Below are 17963 nucleotides of genomic sequence, written 5' to 3'. Positions count from 1 at the left end.
TGCGGCAGAGCCCCGACCGGTGGGGCACGCGCCGCTGAGGGACCAAAAGCCCTCCTCTCGCTCGCCGGGGTAAAGAAACCCCTCCTCTCGCTCCTTGGGCCGCAAATCCCCGGTGATCTCCCGTCGATCGTGAGACGCCAATCGGGAGCGCGGAGTTCCCGATCAGGGCAAGTCCCAGGTTCCCCGGTCGGGGACCCGTCCTGGCCCGCGTGCAGCAGCTGGGTATCGCTGTGGAAGCTCCCGTGTTCCAAGACGCCCAGGGCCGGTTGACCATCGACCTGGTGGTGTCGGACGAACAGGCCCGCCGGCTGGCTGCCCTGGGCCTGCAACCGATGACGGCATCGGACTCCGCCGCCCCGGCGGTTACCGCAGCGGCAAGCCCGGAGGCCCGTTCGTCCGGAATGGCGACCCACGAGGAGCCCATCCGCATCCTGCGGGCCGACGGCTTCGAGAACTACGCCGGGCCCTTCGTGTCGGTGGAAGCCCGGGCGGCGATGGGCGCCCAAGCGTTGCTCGACGTCTATGACGCGGAGAGCGGGCAGCACCTGGGCACCATGACGCCCTTCGTCGACGCGGGGGTGTACATGTATCACTCCCTGCTGGTGCCCGTGGCGTCGCTGCCAGAGGCGGTCCGGGTGACGGGTGCCGACGGGGCGGAGGCGCAAGCCGCCGTCGAGCCGTGGCCGTCCCAGGACGCCCGGTTCTCCTTCGAGGGGAACTACCCCACGGGGTTCGTCGACCACTACATGGATCCCACCGAGGTCTACGCGCGGCTCGAGGCGCTGGCCCGGGAGTTCCCCGACCTGACGGAGATCATCGAACTGCCGTACCGCACCCACGGGTACCGACGCCAGGCCATGGGGGTCACGGGGAGCACGGCCTCGCGGGCGATCGTCTGGTACTCCAAGGCGTGGGGGCACGAGGGGGGCAACGGCATCCAGATCCTCCTCGAAGATCCCGGAGCGCCGAACCAGCCCCTGTCCGTCGGCTACGACGAGGCGACCTGGACCGTCCGCGTATCGCTGGCCACCGGCCCCGACGGGGCGGTGACCACCACCGCCGGCCAGGTGATCGAGGCGGTCAACGGCAACCCCGACCTGCCGGTCCAGGCCTTTCCGTACCGGAACGCCCAGCCCACCGGCATCGTCGCGCCGGAGGGGCCGGTGGTGCTCAGCGACTACCTGCGAGCACCAGCCCACGTCTTGCGGGATCCCTTCACCGTCAAGGTCCTGCGCATGGGCAAGCGGCGGGATGGCTCGCGCACGGGCGTGTTCATCTATGCGCAGGAGCACGCCCGGGAGTGGGTGACGCCCCTGGTGGCGCTGGAGACGGCGGCCCGGCTGCTCTACAACTACCGCACCCACAAGCCCGACGGCCGGGGTCGAAACTACAACCGCCTGCGGATCGTCATCGAGAACCAGGGGGACGGAGCGGGCACGGGGCAGCCGGCATCGCCTTCGACGGAGGCGGTTGGGGCGGGCCGCTGAGCACGGAAGGCCCGGCGGTGCCGAAAGCCAGACAGGGCAAGCGGCGGAGCACGGGGCGAGCCACGCCAAGGGCTCGCCCCGTGGCGTGTTTCGGTTCTCGAAGGGTACGATGGGGGCAACCCAGCGGCAGCGCACCCACGCCACCCTGGGAGAGGAGGTCATACAGAATGGATGGTTTGGACGAAACGAACCGGGAGGCCGGTGGACCCGATCAAGGCGAGCGGTTGACGACGCAGTCCTCCGGCCCGGCGCCGGATCCCTCCGTTCGTGAAGGATTCTTCCGCAACCTGCCGGTGTTGGAGACGCCCCGCCTGATCCTCCGCCCGTTGACCTTGGACGATGTCGACGACGTCTACGCCTATGCGTCGGACCCGGAGGTGGCCCGGTATACCACCTGGGAGGCCCACCGGAGTCTCGAAGACAGCCGGACCTTCGTGGAAGCCATGGTCCAGGCCTACCGGGACGACCGGAATGCCCCCTGGGCCATGGTCCTGCGGGAGACGGGGCGGGTGATCGGGACCGTGGATTTCGTCGCCTGGGCGCCCCAGCACGCCCGGGCCGAGCTCGGCTACGCCATGGGCCGAGCCTACTGGGGCCGCGGCCTGATGACGGAGGCCGTCTGCACCCTCATTGACTACGGGTTCAGAAGGATGGGGCTCAACCGCATCGAGGCGCGCTGCATCCCGGAGAACCGGGCGTCGGCGCGGGTGATGGAGAAGGCCGGCATGCGGTACGAGGGGCTGCTGCGGGAGGTGATGTACAGCAAGGGGCGGTTCGTCGACCTGCGTCTGTACGCCATCCTGCGGCGGGATTGGGAGGCCACGAATGCGCGATGACCGCCAAGAATGGCTCTTAGTGCTGGCGATCGTCGAGCTCCCGCAGCTGCTTCAGGTATATACCGGCGAAGGACACCAGAGAACCCACCGCGATCGCCGCCAGGGGCCACCACAGACCGGTCCAGCGCAACTCCGGCATGTTGGCGTCCGCCCGTTGAAAGCCGACGCGCCAGAGCCACGCGGCCAGGATCGTGCTGGCCATCCCCACGAGGGCCAGCGCTGCCAGGGCTGCCCTGCGGGCGCGGGCGGTGACGATGCCAACGGCGAGGCCGAGGGTCACCATCACCGCGACGGCTGGTAGCGCCGCCAGGTTGGCCACGATGATGGCCAGCAACACGGCGACTACGCCAAACCACCGAACAACACGCCGCATCTGGCTCCCCCATCTCTGCACCGGCCAACCTGAAGGTCTTCTTAAAGGTCTTCTTTCAGTCTCGTCCTTGTCTGCAGTATATAGAGGTTCCATTCGAAACGCGTTCCACTGTGTGTCCCGCGTCGTTGATGTTCCGCGTCGTGGCCCACGTGGTCAGGGGTTTGGGTGGGGGATGGCCATCCCGGCGTGGACCGCCGCCAGGAGATCGGCCAGCAGCCGATCGATCAGGTCCTCCTCGTACGCAGGGCGGCCCACGGCGAGCATCTCGTCGATCAGCTCGGGGAGGCGGCAGCGTCGGCGTCATCCGGGGGTGCCGCGGCCGTTCCCGGTGCCGCCGAGCCGGCTGCCCACCCGTCGATGGCCGGGGCTAGCCCGCCGGCTTTCCTCTCCACCCCGGCTTCCCTCTCCACCCGCGTGTTCCCGTCCTACGATAACCGGTGTCAAGCCAGATCCAACCAACTAGCAACGCGTAAATACCTAGCGCAATGGATGCAGTCTGCCACGGCCCCCCTGTGATAGCCTCATATGGGACGAGCAACAGGGGGCTCCATACTAAGAGACCCAACCAGAAATCCTTGTCTGACGGGAAGTAGCCATCGATATCTTTCATCTACCGTGACCCTCCTATCTGCCATCGGGCACGGATTGGAGTGAGGTCAAGGGGCGGAGAACGATAGAGTGCGAAGGCTTTATCGATTATCGTTGGAGCGCCCGTTTCGCGGTCGCCCGGGCGCGCCATCCGCATTTGTAGTCCATTGTCACCGCCGCCGCCAGCACCAAAGCCGGTCAAATCCGTTGTCAGGTGCATCTTGAGAGGGCGTGCCAACGATTGCTAACGCTGGATCACCGCCACCGGCCGGTACCGCTGCATCATGCGGGCCACGTCCTCGCACGTGCCCGGCAGGGTCGACTCCGCGACCCAGTAAGGTGCCCCATACGCGAGATTGGCCTCGAGGAGCACCCGCGCCGCCGGGGCGTGGGTGGCAAGCCACGCCTCTATGTCCTTCGGGACGATGCCCAGCATCCGCTGGCCGAAGACCTTCCCGATGACCAGGTGGTCGACGTCGTCCCAGGGGATCCGGACCCGGCCGAAGGCGGAATGCCGGATCTCCACACCCTCGCCGTCTAGCAGCAGCACCGGGTTGGGCCATAGGACGGCACGAAGGGCCAGGATCGTACAGGTCCCGAAGAAGACGATCCCCACCCACCCCACGACTTTCACAACCAGCGGGACGGGCTGTAGAAGGACGAACCCGGTCACCGCCGTCATCAACAGGCCGCATACCAGGGTGGCCACCGCCTTGGCGGTGGGGGTGCGGACGGTGACGACCTGTGGTGTGGGGTTCATCCCATCCCGGCGGTCTGTCCGCGGCGGCAGGCTCCCCTTTGGGGAACGCGGCTGGAGGACCACCTTGGCGACGATTCGCGGCGGGGGCTGTCATCCCTGCCCGGAACCTTCTGCCCCGAATGCTCTGCTCCGGAGCTTTTTTCGCCCAACCTGCGAAGGTCATCAAGCCGGGCATGCCCCCTCTGCTGCAAGGATGTAAGTATAAGCGGTGCCGGCCACCGGCCTGCCACGAGGGGGATCTACCCACTTGATATACAACTAACACTATCTGTATTCTAAGTAATGGTTACTTGCCTTACCGGAAGGGGGACGAACATGCCCAGCTGGCGCCCGGATCCCACCTTCTACCCGTCCCCACGCCTCGCCATGGAGGCGCCACGGGAGGGCCTGGCCTACGTGGCCCTGCTCCGCACCGGAGGCCGGCCCGACGGCTTCGCCGTGGTCGACGTGGATCCCCGCTCCGCCACCTACGGCCGGGTCGTCCACACCCTGGACTTCCCCTACACCGGCGACGAGGTGCACCACTTCGGTTGGAACGCGTGCAGCTCGGCTCTCTGCCCCTTCGCCCCCCACCCCCACGTGGAGCGGCGCTACCTGCTGGTGCCGGGGCTGCGTTCGTCCCGGATCTATATCCTGGACACCAAGCCCGACCCGGCGGCGCCGCGGCTGGTCAAGGTGGTCGAACCGGAAGAGGTCCTGCGCCGGGCCGGGTACTCCCGCCTGCACACCGTCCACTGCGGGCCCGACGGCATCTACGTCAGCGCCCTGGGCGGCCGGGGCGACGGCAGCCAGGGCGGTGGCCGATCCGGGGACGGCGCGCCTGACACATCGCGACAGGGTGCCCGCGGCGCTGGGGGTGGCGCCGGTGATGTCGGCGCCGGTGATGCGGCTGGCGCCGGCGGCAACGGCCGTTCCGCCGGCGGCCCCGGTGGCATCCTGATCCTCGACCACGACAGCTTCGACGTCCTCGGCCGCTGGGAGGTGGACCGCGGCCCGCAAGTCTACGCCTACGATTTCTGGTGGCACCTGGGCTACGACACGGTGGTCACCAGCGAGTGGGGCGCCCCCTCCCTGTTCGAGGACGGCCTCAACCTGGACGACGTGGTCCACCGCCGCTACGGCCACCGGCTCCATTTCTGGGACCTGCGCCGGCGCCGGCACGTGCAGGCCATCGACCTGGGCGACCAGCACCAGATGGTCCTCGAGCTGCGGCCCGCCCACGATCCCAGCAAGGCGTACGGGTTCGTCGGCGTGGTAGTGAACGTCGAGGACCTCTCGGGCTCCGTCTGGGTCTGGTACCGGGACGGGGACCGCTGGGCGGTGCGCAAGGTGATCGAGATCCCGGCCGAACCCGCTGAGGATAAGGACGCCTTGCCGGACATCCTGAAGCCCCTGGGCGCCGTGCCGCCCCTCATCACCGACATCAACCTGTCCCTGGACGACCGCTTCCTCTACGTCTCCTGCTGGGGGACCGGTGAGCTGCGCCAGTACGACGTGTCGGACCCCTTCCACCCGAAGCTGACGGGCTCCGTCCGGCTGGGCGGCGTGGTGCGGCGGGCGGCCCACCCGGCGGCGGGGCCCCTGACGGGCGGTCCCCAGATGGTCGAGGTCAGCCGCGACGGGCGCCGGGTGTACGTCACCAACTCCCTCTACAGCACCTGGGACGACCAGTTCTACCCGGGACTGCGGGGGTGGCTCGTCAAGCTGGATGCCGGCACGGCCGGCGGCCTGGCGGTGGCCCTGGTCGGCTGACGAACGGGGTCGGGCGGGGCACGGCGGCACGGCCGAACGTTCGGCGGCGACGCGCGGCCGGGCAGCGCCCCCCGGCCGGGAGCGGCCGAACCGTGGGTTCCCCACGCCGTGCGGCGGGCCATGGGAGGACCCCCAGGGCGCCCTGTGGGACAATGAGGGTGGAGGGCAATCGGCGGCCGCGAGCAACGGGTTCGGCGCTCCCGTTTCGGATCCCGGGCATCGCTACGCAGCGCTGGGGCGCCCTGGCGGGCGTCGCTCGCAACGAGGGGCGCGGGGAAGAGGGGCGAGGTGAAGGGGCTTGGATTTGCAGATCGGCCGCATTTACGGGGACGAACCGGTGCCTCCGGGCGCCTACTGCGTGCTGGTCGACCGGCTGTGGCCCCGCGGCGTCCGCAAGGAGGGTGCACCCTGGGATGCTTGGTGGAAGGATCTGACCCCCAGTGACGCCCTGCGCCGCTGGTTCCACCAGGACCCGGAGGGCCGCTGGGAAGGGTTTCAGCGCCGTTACCGGGAGGAACTGGACGCCCTGGACACCGAGGTGACGGCCCCGGTCCTCGAGGCATGCCGGGAACACGAGACGGTGGTGCTGCTGACGGCAGCCCGCAACCCGGAGCGGAGCCACGTCCGGGTGCTGCGCCAGTGGCTGCTTGAGCGGCTGGGGGGCGGGGAGGGGCTCCGGCGAGGGGCTCTCTGAGGAGAGGCTCCGCGGAGGGTCAGGACGAGGCCGGAGGGGAACGCTGAGGAGGCAACCACCCCCGCGAAGCGGCACGCGGCGCCGTGATGCCGCCATCACGGCGCCTTGCAGGTTGCGCCTCGTCCGGCTGCACTCCGTGCGCCGGCGCGGTCCGTGCGCCGGTGCTCCCGCCCCTCACGCCCCCGCCGCTTCGGCCAGCACCCGCACCCCCGCCAGCAACAGGGCCAGGGCGAGACCCCGGAGAATCCAGCGGTCGTCGACCCGGCGGGACAGCAGGGCGCCCACCTGGGCGCCGGGGATCACACCGGCCGCCAGCAAGGCCGCCCGGTGGAGCCCGTGGTGGTACGTTCCCGCCCAGGCGTGCACGGCCACCCCCGCCCACCCCGTCAGGGCCAGGACGAAGTGGGATGTGGCCGTTGCCACGTGGACCGGGTAGTCCAGCAGGGTGACCAGCAACGGGACGTGAATGATCCCGCCGCCGATGCCCAGCAGGCTCGACACAACGCCGACCAGAAAGCTGAGGGCCATGCCGCGGCCCAGGTTGCGCCGGCGGGAGTCGTCTTGCGCCAGGGCGGCCGGGTCCCCAATGGGCCCATCACCCGGGCGGGCTTTGACCGGCGCAGCCGCCGGGCCGGGTCGCCCTGTCGCAGCCGTTGTGCCCGGCACCCCCGGCGCACCCGGCGCACCCAGCGAAGGGGCTACACCCGGCGGGCCTGCGGCGGTCGTGGCTCGCGCCACCCTGGCCGCCGCTGCTCCCGAGGTCGCGGCTCCCGCCGCCCCCGCCACCGCCGCCCGGTGGGCCCGGGCCAGCAGCCAGACCGCCGCCACCACCATCAACGTCCCCAGCAGGGCTTCGAACACCCGCCGCGACATCAGGGTCGAAAGCCACGCCCCGAGCACGGCCCCCGGGATGGCCGCCGCCGCAAACCAGGTGCCCGCCCGGAAGTCGATCCGGCCCATCCGGGCATAGGCGACGGACCCCGAGAGGGCATTGACGGCCACCACCAGCAGCGAGATGCCCGTCAGGGTACCGGGATCGTCGGCCGGGTAGAGCAGGGCCAGGACGGGAACCAGGAGGAACCCGCCCCCCGCGCCAATCAGGGTGCCGATGGCACCGACGAGGAAACCAAGGCCAATCAGGGCCGGTGTTGACAACGCGACCGCCTGCCTTCACACAACACACAAGGTGCAGTTTGACGGACCTTCATCTTGGTGGGCCCTCATCTTGACCCTACGCCGAAGGACGGCTTCCCGTCGAGCCGCCGGTCGCGGTGTGGGCGGACGCCAGCGGCCTTGCCAGCCCCGGTGCGGGAGAGAGCGAACCCAAGCTCCCGGCTGTGCTCTCCGGCCGCGCGAAGGGCCAGGGCTCGATGGCGAACAGCACCGCGGCGACGGGCGTGCCGAAGGTGGCCGCCCCGGAGATGAGGTGCCCGCGGATCTGCTCCGAGCCAAAGCGGGCCATGAGTCTCACGATGAGGCCGCCCATGACGGGGACGAGGACGATGGCCGCACCCAGGCGGTGCCCCGCCGGGCACACCCCATCCCGTGCCATGATCTGGCAAAAGAACAGGTTCGTGAAGAAATGGATCATGCGGTTGAGGAACGCGGCCGCCACGGCCGCCAGCACGCCGATACCTGTCCCCGGTACCGCCAGCAGGACAATGCGCGGATCCGAGCGAACGTCGGCGAGGGACAGCAACTCGGAGCCGGAGGTCGCGGAACCGGAAGCAGGAGCGGAATCGGCACCCCCACGGGCTGCCTGCCGCAGGGACCCGGGCGGGCCGCCGGGCAAAGTGGAGCAGACGAACTGCGCAGCGCGGTGGGGAGCGCGGTGGCGGTGCGGAGTTCCGTCCGGGAGCCGGTTCGTCAAGGGGTCGGGGCTCGGCGGGCGACGCAGACGAGATGGGACAGGGGGATGCATCATGGTCGAGCGGATCGACAACGTCGGCGTGGCGGTGCGGGATCTTCAGGCTGCCGAGGCCTTCTACACCCGCCTCGGATTCCGGGTCGAGAGCCGGGACCAGACGCCGGGAGCCTTGCTGGTTGCCGGCGACGCCCGCCTCTACCTCTTTCAGACGAACCGGCCCGAGGGCGGCGTGCGGCGCAGCCCGGACCTGGCGGGCAACCCGCCGGGCATCGACCACATCAGCTTCTGGGTGGGCGACGTCGACGCGGCCTACCGGCGGCTCGTCGAACAGGGGCTTACCTTCGCCACCGAGCCGGCCGATCAGGACTGGGGCGCGCGGGCGTGCAGCCTCCACGACCCCGACGGCAACGTGATCTTCCTGCTGGGGCCTTTGCGCGACCGCCGGGCGCAAGGTTGAACGTCCCACCGGCTGCCGGTGCAGGGTTGCAGTCTGGTGCCGTCGACCGGTGGACCGCCGCGGCCGGAACGGTCAACCTGCCTGGGACGGAAGCCGGCTCTCCAGGCGGTGGCAATGCTCCGACGCCTCGTACCGGTTCATCCACGTCCGGAGGCGTTCGCCGCCGCGGTACCAGGCCAGGGTGAAGTCGCTCTGGTAGAGCCAGGTCACGGCATCGTGGGCGAAGGTGAGCGGGTGGACGGAGACCTGCCAACCGGACAGTTCGTCTTGGGCGTCCGTCACGCGCCGTACCTGTTCTTCCCGCTCGCAGGCGAAGATGGCGTAGCCGCCGCGCGGGTGGATGAAGTGGTCATGGGTCAGGACCAACCCGCGGCTGGTATCGGCGATGTACCGGTTGAACGCGTCGTTGGCGGCCCGGGCGGACACCCGCGGCGGTGCGTAGGCCACCACCAGGTAGCACTTGGGTACGGGATGGGCGGAAGCGGGCATCGGGGCACCTCCTCGGTGTTGTCGCTGCTCAAAAGCCTATGGGGTGCTCGCCCGGCGGTTCAACACATTCGAAGAATTCGCAATCGGATGGCATTGGGCGAGCTCGCCATGGCAGGGTGGCGGACCGCGACGGCGAGAGGGATGGTGACGGGCGGTGACCATCGAGATCCAGCTGCGTGCGAATGCCGAAAAGGCTGTGACCTTCAACCTGTCGCCTCTTCTCGAGGCGGTGTGCGCCCTCGAGGCGGTCGTCAACCCGCGGGCCCACCCCCTGCAACTTCACTGGGTTCTGGAGACGCGCAAGCGGCTGCCCCCTTCCCTGCTCGCGGAGATTCGCAAGCTGGGCTTCGCCTATCGGGACTGGCAACTGGGCTTCTTCACCCCGCGGCCGCGGGAGGGCGTTCCCGAGTTTCATGAGGAACTGGCGGACATCGAACGGTTGCCCATGGAGACCTTCGTGGAGGAATGTGCGAGGGCGTTCACGCCATGGGAGGCGGAGCGGGATCCCACCTGGGACGAGGTGATGCGGGACGGCGCGACCCAGGCGATGCTCCTTGAGCATGCCCGACGTCTCGACCCGCGGTATGTGCAGGCCTGCGAGGAGCTGATCCGGAGCCCCGACCGGCTGCGGAGGCGCCTTGTGGCCTTGCTCGACCAGTTCTGGGAATGTGCCTTCAAAGGGGAGTGGGCGCACATCCGCCCCGCCTTGCTGGCCGATGCCGAGCGGCGCTCCCGGCGCCTGGGCGAGAGCGACGTGTGGACGGTGCTGCACGAGGTGGCACCCGACGCCCGGGTGGTCCGCGACCGTCACCTTCTCATCTTCCACCGGCTCCCCGAAGACGTCGTGGTCGACGTCACCCCAAGCCGGCCCTTGCTGCTGGTCCCCAGCCTCTTCACCCGGGTTAAGACCCGCGTGGAGTGCGACCCGCCCTGGCAGCCCTGCCTGGTCTATGCGTTCGAGGGGCCCCTGCTGCGACCCCCTGCCCAACCTCCGGTTGCCCTGCAGCGCATGCTGTTCGCCCTGGCCCACGAGGCGCGCCTGCAGATCCTGAAGCTCTGCCAGGAGGGGCCCAAGAGCACCCAGGAACTGGCCCGGGCCCTCAGCCTGTCGGAAGCGGCGATCTCCCGCCACGTCAAGATCCTTCACGATGCGGGTCTGGTGAAGGCGAGGCGCGACGGCTACTATGTCCTGTACGCCAGCCGGAAGGATGCGGTGGAAAGCGTGAGCCGGCACCTCCGATCCTTCCTTGGCTAGGCCGGCCCACCCTTCGGGCCGCGTGGCTCCCCGCGGGCGGAATGGAGGCCGTGCCTCGCCGGCCGGCCATCGCCGGCTGCCGGCCGGCTGCGTTCGACCTACGTCCCGGCCCCGATCAGCGCCTGGAGAAGGGCATCGAAGAGCCCCGCCCCGTTCAGGTAGAGGTCGGCCGCCGCTGCGGCCGCCACGATGGCCACCCCTGCCACCGCCGGCCACCGAGCTCCCTCGGCGTCGAGGGCCCGTTCCACCGCCCGAGCGGTACCGACGAACCCCACCGCCGTGGCCAGGACCACCGCCAGCCACGGACCCGGGTGCATGGCCAGCCACCGGGTTGCGACGGTCCAGATCCCGCCCGGCGCCCGGTAGAGGTCGGGGTAGGGGAAGGCGGGCACGGTGGGAAGGAAGTCCAGCACGGCCGCCCCAACGACAGCGACGCGTAGCAACAGCCAACCACCCGCGAGGAAGGCAAGGCCCATCAGGACGTGGCGCCCCCGCGGCACGGTCCGGCCGGCACCCCATGCCGCCTGCACCAGCACGAGCCACGCCGGCAGCGCGAAGGCCAGCAGGATCGCCAGGAGGATGCCCACCGCCCCCACCAGCGTGCGCGCAAACTGGGCGCCCACCGCGGCGGACATGTCGGGCGGCAGGCCGGGAACGCCCACGCCCTGTACCATGGCCGCGATACCGCCGAACGTCGCCCCTACGTACAGCGCCGTCCCCAGCCACACCGCCAGCAGCTTGGCCCCGGCCAGCTGCCATCCGTAGACCGGCAGGGAGAGGAGCAGGTAGGCGCGGGAGGTGTCCAGGTCGTTCTTGAAGCTCTGGTACGTGTGCCACAAGGCTCCCAGGGGCAGCCACCACAGCGGCATCTGACTCATCGCCAGGACCAGCCCCTCGTTCCAGCGGCCGATGCGGCTGGCCAGAAAGGTGTACCACGCCAGGACGGCGACCACCGAGGCCGCCGTGGTGGGCAGCCCCTGGCGCACCTCCCGCCAGAGGAGCCGGAAGAACGGCGTCATGCCAGCACCTCCTCGACGATCCCCTCCAGGGACTTCCCGTGCCGGGCCCGGAGCTCGTCGGCATCGCCCGCGAGCACCAGGCGCCCGCCCGCCAGCACCATCAGCCGGTCGAACAGCGGCTCCGCGTCCTTCAAGTCGTGGGTCGAGAGCAGGATCGTCCGGCCGCCCCGCCGGCAGGCCGCCAGGATGGCGTCGGCGATGCGGCGGCGGGACACCGGGTCGATGCCCGAGAAGGGTTCGTCCAGAAGAACCAGCGGCGCTGAGCGGGCCAGGCCCAACAGCAGGCGCACCCGGGTCCGCATTCCCTTGGACAGCTCTCCCACGCGCCTCCGGCCCGGCAGCTCCAGGATCTCCCGCAGCTCGCCCTCGTGTTCCTCGTCCCAGCCGGTGAAGAAGGAACGGACGAACCTGACCGTCTGGTCCACCGTCATCCACGGGTCCAGCGGGTCGACCTCGGCGACGAAGGCGATCCGGCGGCGCAGTTCCACGCCGGGGGTCTCGCCCAGGACCTGGACCTCGCCCCGGGCGGGCCGCACAAACCCGGCCGCCACCTTGAGGAGGGTCGACTTGCCGCTGCCGTTGGCCCCGACCAGGCCCGTGACGGTGCCGGCAGGCAGGGTGAAAGTCACATCCCGCAAGGCCTCCACGGAGCCGTAGCGTTTCCAGACGTGGCGGAAGGACACGGCAGGCGGGGGCGCCCCCGTCGCCGTCGACGGGTCTGTACCGCCTGCAGAGCCGGCGGCTGGCGGCGCGGTAGCCTGGACGGTGGGTTCGGCCGCCGCAGCCGGTGCGGCAGCGGATGCAGCCAGAGGATGCCAGGGCGTCACGATGGTGTCCCTCCTTCTTGGTTTTCAACGCGGGACCCGTTGCCCGGGCTTGCTGCCTGCGACCCGGTGGCGGGGCGATCTGCGGGGGACCGGCTTCCGGGGCTTCCCGCGTGGAACGCTCTTCCGGGGTCGTCTGGGTGGGACCCCCTTTCGAGGTCGCCCGCGCCCGGTACCGGCGTGCCGAGAGCCGCAGCCACCCGGCGAACGATCTCGTCCTGGCCGAAGCCCAGGTCCTGCAACCGCCGGACGAACTCGGCCACCGCCTGGCGGGCCAGGTCTTCCCGAAGGGCCCGGACGCGGCCGGCGTCCAGAGTGATGAAGGTTCCGGTGCCCCGGGCTGTCTCCACCAGGCCCATGACCTCCATCTCCCGGTAGGCCCGCTGCACCGTGTTGGGGTTGACGCCGATGCGCTGGGCCAGTTCCCGCTGGGCGGGAATCTGATCCCCCGGCTGGAGCACGCCCCGGGCGACGGCCTCCTGGAACCGCTCGATGATCTGCAGGTAGATCGGCCGGGTTGGGTCCAGACGGAACTCGCTGCCGAAGAGTTCGGGCACCGCCGCTCCTCCCGTCACTCGATTGCACTACTACACTAGTGCACTAGAAAGATAGGTGTCAAGGGGAGCATGGCGGTGGTGGGGGGTGGGCCATGGGCCGGTTCGCACCCGATCGGGGAATGCGGCGTGCGGTGCAAGGCGACTCAAAACCTGATCGCAATGTTACGTGGCCAAACGGACCGCCGCTCACATGCGGGCGGCACAAGCCGTGACGAAGTCCGCCACGTGGTGCGCCACCTCGGCCGGTGCCTCCAGCTGCAGAAAGTGACCCGCCCGGTGAAGCTTGACCACGCGGGCCCGAGGCAGGTCCCGCAGGAAGCATTCGCCGAAGGGCTTCCACGGGAAGATCCAGCGGTCGCGCATGCCCCACAGCAGAAGCACGGGACAACGCAGCAGGCGCAGCCGCCCCGCCACGGGCGGTAAAACCGGCGCCCAGGCGGCGACCGCACGGGCCACCGCCCGCCGGCACTGGCGGGAGACGTATGCGGCCCGGTACTCGGCGATCCGGGCCTCGTCGGACAATCCGAAGAGAGTGCGCATTTGCCACCCAAAGAGCGGGGGCGACACGGTCAAGGCGAACAGGGCCGGCGCCAGCCCGGGCACCTTCAACCATCGACTCCTTCCGCCAACGGCAACGGGGTCAATTTACTTGCTGCAGGCATGCCACGCAAATCGCGAATCGCCATCCACAGCAACGCAACGCTCAACGGCGTCAAACATGTTAAGCCAAACACGGTGCCGACGCTTGTAAACCCGGCCACCACACCACCCAGCAACGCTCCGACAGGCATCACCATCGTACTGATGCTTTGTACTGTGGAACCTACCCTTCCTATGAAATTTGGAGGGGTGAGAACCATCACCGCCGATGAGACGACCACATTCATAATTCCGACAGGTAACCATGCAATTCCGAACATGGCCACCGATACTTCGGGATATCCGAAGATGAAGGCTGCAACCAGCGATCCAACCCACGAAATTGTGCTGACAACCATGCAGCCAATGACGAGGATCCCCACATTGACCTCCGTAAGCAGGGGTGCAACAAGCGTGCCGGCCAGGATGCCAGCGCTTTGGGCGGCGACCAGGAATCCGTAGTACTCCGGTCCTCCCAACGCCTCTCCGATGCGAGGCAATATCGGCAAGAGCATTCCATTGAGCCCGTTAGCCAGGACGGCCGTGAGGGCAATCTTGCCGACTAACGTGCCGTATACAAAGCGAACGCCTTGGACCAGGTCTCCCCAAAAGGATTTGACAGAGAGTTTCCCCAAGGCATACTCCCTGGCCACTCGAGAGACGCCAATCAGTCCGAACAATACCATGGCAACGACAAAAGTCGATACGTCGAACCACAGGGAACCGGCCACGCCGGCGGTGGCGATGATGACGCCCGACATGGAGTTGAACACCACGTCGGCCGTTTCGTTGGCAAATCCCATGAGGGAGGTGGCATGGACCATCAGCCGGTCGGGGACGATGATGCGCATCCACTTGCCATAGGCCGGCTTGGCGGCCGTCGCGACAAGATGAATGCCGAATACCACCGGCAACACAAGCAAGGTGGACGCGTTCTTCGTGACAAGGATCAACAAGAGCATGACGAACACACCTTGCACGATCTGGGCTCCGACGACAACGGGCTTCACCCGGAGACGATCCACAAAGGGCCCGAAGACAAATTGAAACACTTGTGGAACCGTGATCAGAAATCCCGCCAGTCCGGCCACCACACCGGAAGTATCAGACTGGCTCACGTACCACAGCGTCGCCACCAGGTAGACGCTGTCGCCGGCATTGGTGATCAAGCGACCCCCAAAAAGTAGCAAGAAGGCCTTGTTCGTCAACAACTTCCGGTACAACCTTCATCATCCCTGCCGTCATGCAAATTACGTAGTGCCACACGGCATGGCGCGTGAGGATTACACCTTTCACCGCACGTTCCAATCCGCTTTGGCAGCCGTTGACGCAAGAAAAGCACTTGACCCCTCACCCTCCCCGGCTCGCGATCCGCAGACACGGCCCGCGGACGCCTCGTTCCGCGAGGCGCGCTGCAGGTCACTCGTGGGAGAGATCACGGTAGCCCGTAGATCACGCCGTGGACGTGCCTCGGCCCGTGACCCCCACCACCGGGTGCCGCTCGATGTCCGACGACGACGGCTTACTGGGGGGCCGCGCTTCCAGGACCGCTCTTCCGCTTCGGAGGAGCCAGGCCTGAACGGTCCTGCCGGTCGCCTTGATGGTTTCTTTACGACCCTGCAGAGATCCTTGACGCATCCTTGAGTCAGCGCGTTGCCATAATACGGGTCGAGTTCTCACCCGATGCCTTGCGCGCGTTCCTTCAGGGGGGAAGGCGCTCCGTGACGGATCTTCTCTTCATGGTCCTGACCGCTGGTTTCTTCCTCAGTTGTATGGCGTTGGTTCACATGCTGGACCGATTGAACGGGGGGTAGGCGCGGTGTACCTGCTGGCAGGCCTGATCGCCCTCTTCCTGCTGATCTACCTGTTCATCGCCCTGCTGGCGCCGGAGGTCTTCGAATGACGTCCCGGCCGGTGCCCGCCGGGGTCCGGGAACGGTCGTGGAGGAGGTAGGTCGTGGTTGAAGGACGTCGCCCTCTTCGCCGCCTTCCTGGCGGTCCTGACCGCCTTGGCCGTACCCCTGGGTTCGTACATGGCCCGGGTGTTCGAGCGCCAGCCAACACGGCTGGATCCGTTGCTGCGTCCCCTCGAGCGCCTCATCTATCGCGTATCCGGTGTGAATGAAGCGGAAGAGATGGATTGGAAACGGTATGCAGTCGCCCTGCTCATGTTCAACGCCTTCGGCATGGGCGTGCTGTACGTCATCCAGCGCCTGCAGGGCTGGCTTCCCCTGAACCCGCAGGGCTTCGGAGCGGTGCCGCCGGACCTGGCCTTCAACACCGCCGCCAGCTTCGTGACCAACACCAACTGGCAGGCCTATGCGGGCGAGAGCACCATGAGCTACCTTACGCAGATGGCCGGACTGACCGTGCAGAACTTCGTCTCGGCTGCCACGGGCATGGCGGTGGCGGTCGCTCTCATCCGCGGCCTGGTTCGAAGGGACACGCAGGCCCTGGGTAACTTCTGGGTGGACCTGACCCGTTCCGTCCTCTGGGTCCTGCTGCCCCTCTCCTGCCTGGTGGCCCTCTTCCTGGTGTCCCAGGGCGTGATCCAGAATCTCAACCCCTATGTCACGGTCACCACACTGGAGGGGGCGCACCAGACCATCGCCATGGGGCCGGTAGCTTCCCAGGAGGCGATCAAGCTCCTGGGCACCAACGGCGGCGGCTTCTTCGGGGCCAACGCGTCCCACCCCTTCGAGAACCCCAATGCCTACACCAACTTCGTCGAGATGCTGTCCATCATCCTGATCCCAGCTGCCTTGGTCTTCACCTTCGGCGCCATGACCAGGGCCAGGCGGCAGGCCTGGGTGATCTACGGCGCGATGACCCTGCTCTTCGTGGTGGGGCTGGGAACCCTCTACGCCGTTGAGCACGCGGGCAACCCCGTCGTGGCCGCCCAGGGGGTGATCGGTCCCACGGCCATGGAGGGCAAGGAGGTACGGTTCGGGATCGGCGGTTCGTCCCTCTTTGCCGCCGTGACCACGGCCGTGGCCTGCGGGGCGGTCAATGCAATGCATGACAGCCTGACGCCCTTGGGCGGGCTGGTGCCGATGTTCAACATCATGCTGGGGGAGGTCGTCTTCGGGGGTGCGGGTGCGGGTCTCTACGGCATCCTGGCCTTCGTCGTCGTCGCCGTCTTCATCGCCGGTCTCATGGTGGGCCGCACGCCGGAGTTCCTGGGGAAGAAGATCGGTCCCTGGGAGATGAAGATGGCCACGCTGGCCGTACTGATGCCCGCCGTCACCATCCTCATCGGCGGCGCCGCGGCGGCGGCCCTGCCGGCGGGACGAGCCTCGGTCTTCAACCCCGGTCCCCACGGGCTCAGCGAGATCCTCTACGCCTTCGCGTCGGCGGCGGGGAACAACGGCAGCGCCTTCGGCGGTCTAGCGGCCAATACGGTCTTCTACAACGTGGCCCTGGGCCTGGCGATGCTCATCGGGCGTTTCGCCGTGATCCCTCCGGTGCTGGCCATGGCGGGCAGCCTGGCGGCGAAACGGCCGGTGCCGCCGGGGCCCGGCACCCTGCCCACCGACGGGGCGTTGTTCAGCGGGTTCCTCGTGGGGGTCATCCTGCTGGTGGGCGCCTTGAACTTCTTCCCGGCCCTGGCCCTGGGGCCCGTCGTGGAACACCTGCTGCTGCGGGCCGGGCGCCTCTTTTGAAGGCATGGAGTCGGCGAGAGGAGGTCGCGACGGCATGGGCCGCACCGCCATCCAGGCCCTGGGCATGGTCCTGGTCCTGACGATCCTGACGGGCATTGCCTATCCCCTGGCGATGACGGGGATCGCCCAGGTGCTCTTCCCCCACCAGGCCAACGGCAGCCTCATCGAGGTCGACGGGCGGGCGGTGGGCTCGCGGTTCATCGGGCAGCCCTTCACCGGCCCGGGCTACTTCCACGGGCGCCCCTCGGCGGCCGGGGAGGGTTACGACGCCACATCGTCTGGAGGCAGCAACTTGGGTCCCACCAACCGCCGGTTGATCGACACCGTGAGCCGGCAGGTCGAGCGGGTGCGCAAGGAAAACGGCCTGCCGCAAGGCGCCGGCGTGCCGGCCGACCTGGTTACGGCCTCGGCCAGCGGGCTGGATCCCCACATCTCCCCTGCGGCCGCGTTCCTCCAGGTCCCGCGGGTGGCCCGGGCCCGCGACCTGCCCGAGACCGAGGTGCGCGCGCTGGTCAGCCGCCACGTGCAGCGGCCCGCACCGGGGTTCCTGGGTGAGCCGGTCGTGAACGTGCTGGAACTGAACTTGGCCCTCGACCAGCTGGCGACGCGGGGAGGAGATGGCCGGTGATGTCAATGACCCGTGCGACAGCCCCTGGGGCCAGCGGGCGGAGGGCCCGCACCCAGTTCCCGGGGAGTGGGGATGGG

At 68.6% G+C, this 17963-nt stretch carries 19 protein-coding genes; 9 read left to right on the top strand and 10 right to left on the bottom strand.

Going from position 1 to position 17963, the window contains the following annotated elements; translation table 11 throughout:
* Positions 1–209: 209 nt before the first annotated feature.
* Together DYI95_RS08635 and DYI95_RS08630 are read left to right on the top strand one after the other, a co-directional pair.
* The gene (locus DYI95_RS08635) at positions 210–1487 is read left to right on the top strand and encodes a M14 family zinc carboxypeptidase (protein ID WP_164581353.1); all 1278 of its coding nucleotides are present in this window, start codon (positions 210–212) and stop codon (positions 1485–1487) included.
* A 167-nt stretch (positions 1488–1654) separates the two neighbouring features.
* Entirely contained in the window at positions 1655–2323 is a 669-nt protein-coding gene (locus tag DYI95_RS08630; RefSeq protein ID WP_203530606.1) for a GNAT family N-acetyltransferase, read from the top strand.
* 16 nt (positions 2324–2339) lie between these two features.
* Here the strand turns inward: DYI95_RS08630 and DYI95_RS08625 are convergent, their stop codons facing one another.
* Together DYI95_RS08625 and DYI95_RS08620 are read right to left on the bottom strand one after the other, a co-directional pair.
* On the bottom strand, positions 2340–2696 hold the full coding sequence (locus DYI95_RS08625) for a hypothetical protein (RefSeq protein ID WP_147308098.1): 357 nt from the start codon (positions 2694–2696) through the stop codon (positions 2340–2342).
* Positions 2697–3528: 832 nt separating this feature from the next.
* Positions 3529–4044, bottom strand: a complete 516-nt coding sequence (locus DYI95_RS08620; protein WP_116900199.1) for an STM3941 family protein — start codon at positions 4042–4044, stop codon at positions 3529–3531.
* A gap of 315 nt (positions 4045–4359) precedes the next feature.
* On the opposite strand from DYI95_RS08620, the gene DYI95_RS12670 reads away from it, so the two are divergent.
* Both DYI95_RS12670 and DYI95_RS08605 read left to right on the top strand, forming a co-directional pair.
* Complete coding sequence (locus DYI95_RS12670) at positions 4360–5796, top strand: selenium-binding family protein (RefSeq protein ID WP_243149709.1); 1437 nt, start codon at positions 4360–4362, stop codon at positions 5794–5796.
* Positions 5797–6094: 298 nt separating this feature from the next.
* Positions 6095–6490: a DUF488 domain-containing protein gene (locus DYI95_RS08605; protein WP_116900200.1), complete on the top strand. Its 396-nt coding sequence runs from the start codon at positions 6095–6097 to the stop codon at positions 6488–6490.
* 174 nt (positions 6491–6664) lie between these two features.
* Here DYI95_RS08605 and DYI95_RS08600 read toward each other — a convergent pair whose 3' ends face one another.
* Both DYI95_RS08600 and DYI95_RS08595 read right to left on the bottom strand, forming a co-directional pair.
* A complete protein-coding gene (locus tag DYI95_RS08600) occupies positions 6665–7645 on the bottom strand; it encodes a sulfite exporter TauE/SafE family protein (protein WP_116900201.1) in 981 nt (326 codons plus the stop codon).
* Positions 7646–7721: 76 nt separating this feature from the next.
* Positions 7722–8189 (bottom strand): hypothetical protein, encoded by a 468-nt coding sequence (locus DYI95_RS08595; RefSeq protein WP_147308099.1) that lies wholly within the window; start codon positions 8187–8189, stop codon positions 7722–7724.
* A 223-nt stretch (positions 8190–8412) separates the two neighbouring features.
* Here DYI95_RS08595 and DYI95_RS08590 point away from each other — a divergent pair, with 223 nt between their 5' ends.
* Entirely contained in the window at positions 8413–8814 is a 402-nt protein-coding gene (locus DYI95_RS08590; RefSeq protein WP_116900203.1) for a VOC family protein, read from the top strand.
* 72 nt (positions 8815–8886) lie between these two features.
* On the opposite strand, the gene DYI95_RS08585 is transcribed toward DYI95_RS08590, so the two are convergent.
* A complete protein-coding gene (locus DYI95_RS08585; protein WP_116900204.1) occupies positions 8887–9303 on the bottom strand; it encodes a hypothetical protein in 417 nt (138 codons plus the stop codon).
* Between the two features lie 154 nt (positions 9304–9457).
* On the opposite strand from DYI95_RS08585, the gene DYI95_RS08580 reads away from it, so the two are divergent.
* A complete protein-coding gene (locus tag DYI95_RS08580; RefSeq protein ID WP_116900205.1) occupies positions 9458–10558 on the top strand; it encodes a DUF5937 family protein in 1101 nt (366 codons plus the stop codon).
* A 98-nt stretch (positions 10559–10656) separates the two neighbouring features.
* On the opposite strand, the gene DYI95_RS08575 is transcribed toward DYI95_RS08580, so the two are convergent.
* The 5 genes from DYI95_RS08575 to DYI95_RS08555 all read right to left on the bottom strand — a co-directional run bounded on the left by DYI95_RS08575 (position 10657) and on the right by DYI95_RS08555 (position 14820).
* Positions 10657–11577: a hypothetical protein gene (locus tag DYI95_RS08575; protein WP_116900206.1), complete on the bottom strand. Its 921-nt coding sequence runs from the start codon at positions 11575–11577 to the stop codon at positions 10657–10659.
* The gene (locus DYI95_RS08570) at positions 11574–12404 is read right to left on the bottom strand and encodes an ABC transporter ATP-binding protein (protein WP_243149708.1); all 831 of its coding nucleotides are present in this window, start codon (positions 12402–12404) and stop codon (positions 11574–11576) included. Before DYI95_RS08570 ends, DYI95_RS08575 begins: the two co-directional genes overlap by 4 nt.
* Positions 12401–12958, bottom strand: a complete 558-nt coding sequence (locus DYI95_RS08565; RefSeq protein ID WP_116900207.1) for a GntR family transcriptional regulator — start codon at positions 12956–12958, stop codon at positions 12401–12403. The genes DYI95_RS08570 and DYI95_RS08565 overlap by 4 nt, the downstream gene beginning before the upstream one ends.
* A gap of 186 nt (positions 12959–13144) precedes the next feature.
* The gene (locus tag DYI95_RS08560) at positions 13145–13561 is read right to left on the bottom strand and encodes an alpha/beta fold hydrolase (protein ID WP_243149972.1); all 417 of its coding nucleotides are present in this window, start codon (positions 13559–13561) and stop codon (positions 13145–13147) included.
* A 2-nt stretch (positions 13562–13563) separates the two neighbouring features.
* A complete protein-coding gene (locus DYI95_RS08555; RefSeq protein ID WP_116900209.1) occupies positions 13564–14820 on the bottom strand; it encodes an MFS transporter in 1257 nt (418 codons plus the stop codon).
* A gap of 545 nt (positions 14821–15365) precedes the next feature.
* On the opposite strand from DYI95_RS08555, the gene DYI95_RS12840 reads away from it, so the two are divergent.
* The 3 genes from DYI95_RS12840 to kdpC are packed head-to-tail and all read left to right on the top strand — an operon-like array spanning position 15366 to position 17886.
* Positions 15366–15500 (top strand): hypothetical protein, encoded by a 135-nt coding sequence (locus DYI95_RS12840; RefSeq protein ID WP_256366243.1) that lies wholly within the window; start codon positions 15366–15368, stop codon positions 15498–15500.
* A gap of 57 nt (positions 15501–15557) precedes the next feature.
* Positions 15558–17258, top strand: a complete 1701-nt coding sequence (gene kdpA / locus DYI95_RS08545) for a potassium-transporting ATPase subunit KdpA (RefSeq protein WP_116900211.1) — start codon at positions 15558–15560, stop codon at positions 17256–17258.
* 34 nt (positions 17259–17292) lie between these two features.
* Positions 17293–17886 (top strand): potassium-transporting ATPase subunit KdpC, encoded by a 594-nt coding sequence (gene kdpC / locus DYI95_RS08540; protein ID WP_116900212.1) that lies wholly within the window; start codon positions 17293–17295, stop codon positions 17884–17886.
* Positions 17887–17963: the final 77 nt, after the last annotated feature.

The sequence above is a fragment of the Thermaerobacter sp. PB12/4term genome (assembly GCF_003403315.2).
Lineage (GTDB): Bacteria > Bacillota > Sulfobacillia > Thermaerobacterales > Thermaerobacteraceae > Thermaerobacter.
Note: the sequence above shows the minus strand (reverse complement) of the source record. Positions and strands in the feature narration are given on the sequence as shown.

Bases quoted from the DNA above. Each gene is read 5' to 3' on its own strand.
- DYI95_RS08630 (WP_203530606.1), top strand. From the start codon at position 1,655: ATGGATGGTTTGGACGAAACGAACCGGGAGGCCGGTGGACCCGATCAA.
- DYI95_RS08625 (WP_147308098.1), bottom strand. From the start codon at position 2,696: ATGCGGCGTGTTGTTCGGTGGTTTGGCGTAGTCGCCGTGTTGCTGGCC.
- DYI95_RS08620 (WP_116900199.1), bottom strand. From the start codon at position 4,044: ATGAACCCCACACCACAGGTCGTCACCGTCCGCACCCCCACCGCCAAG.
- DYI95_RS12670 (WP_243149709.1), top strand. From the start codon at position 4,360: ATGCCCAGCTGGCGCCCGGATCCCACCTTCTACCCGTCCCCACGCCTC.
- DYI95_RS08590 (WP_116900203.1), top strand. From the start codon at position 8,413: ATGGTCGAGCGGATCGACAACGTCGGCGTGGCGGTGCGGGATCTTCAG.
- DYI95_RS08585 (WP_116900204.1), bottom strand. From the start codon at position 9,303: ATGCCCGCTTCCGCCCATCCCGTACCCAAGTGCTACCTGGTGGTGGCC.
- DYI95_RS08575 (WP_116900206.1), bottom strand. From the start codon at position 11,577: ATGACGCCGTTCTTCCGGCTCCTCTGGCGGGAGGTGCGCCAGGGGCTG.
- kdpC (WP_116900212.1), top strand. From the start codon at position 17,293: ATGGGCCGCACCGCCATCCAGGCCCTGGGCATGGTCCTGGTCCTGACG.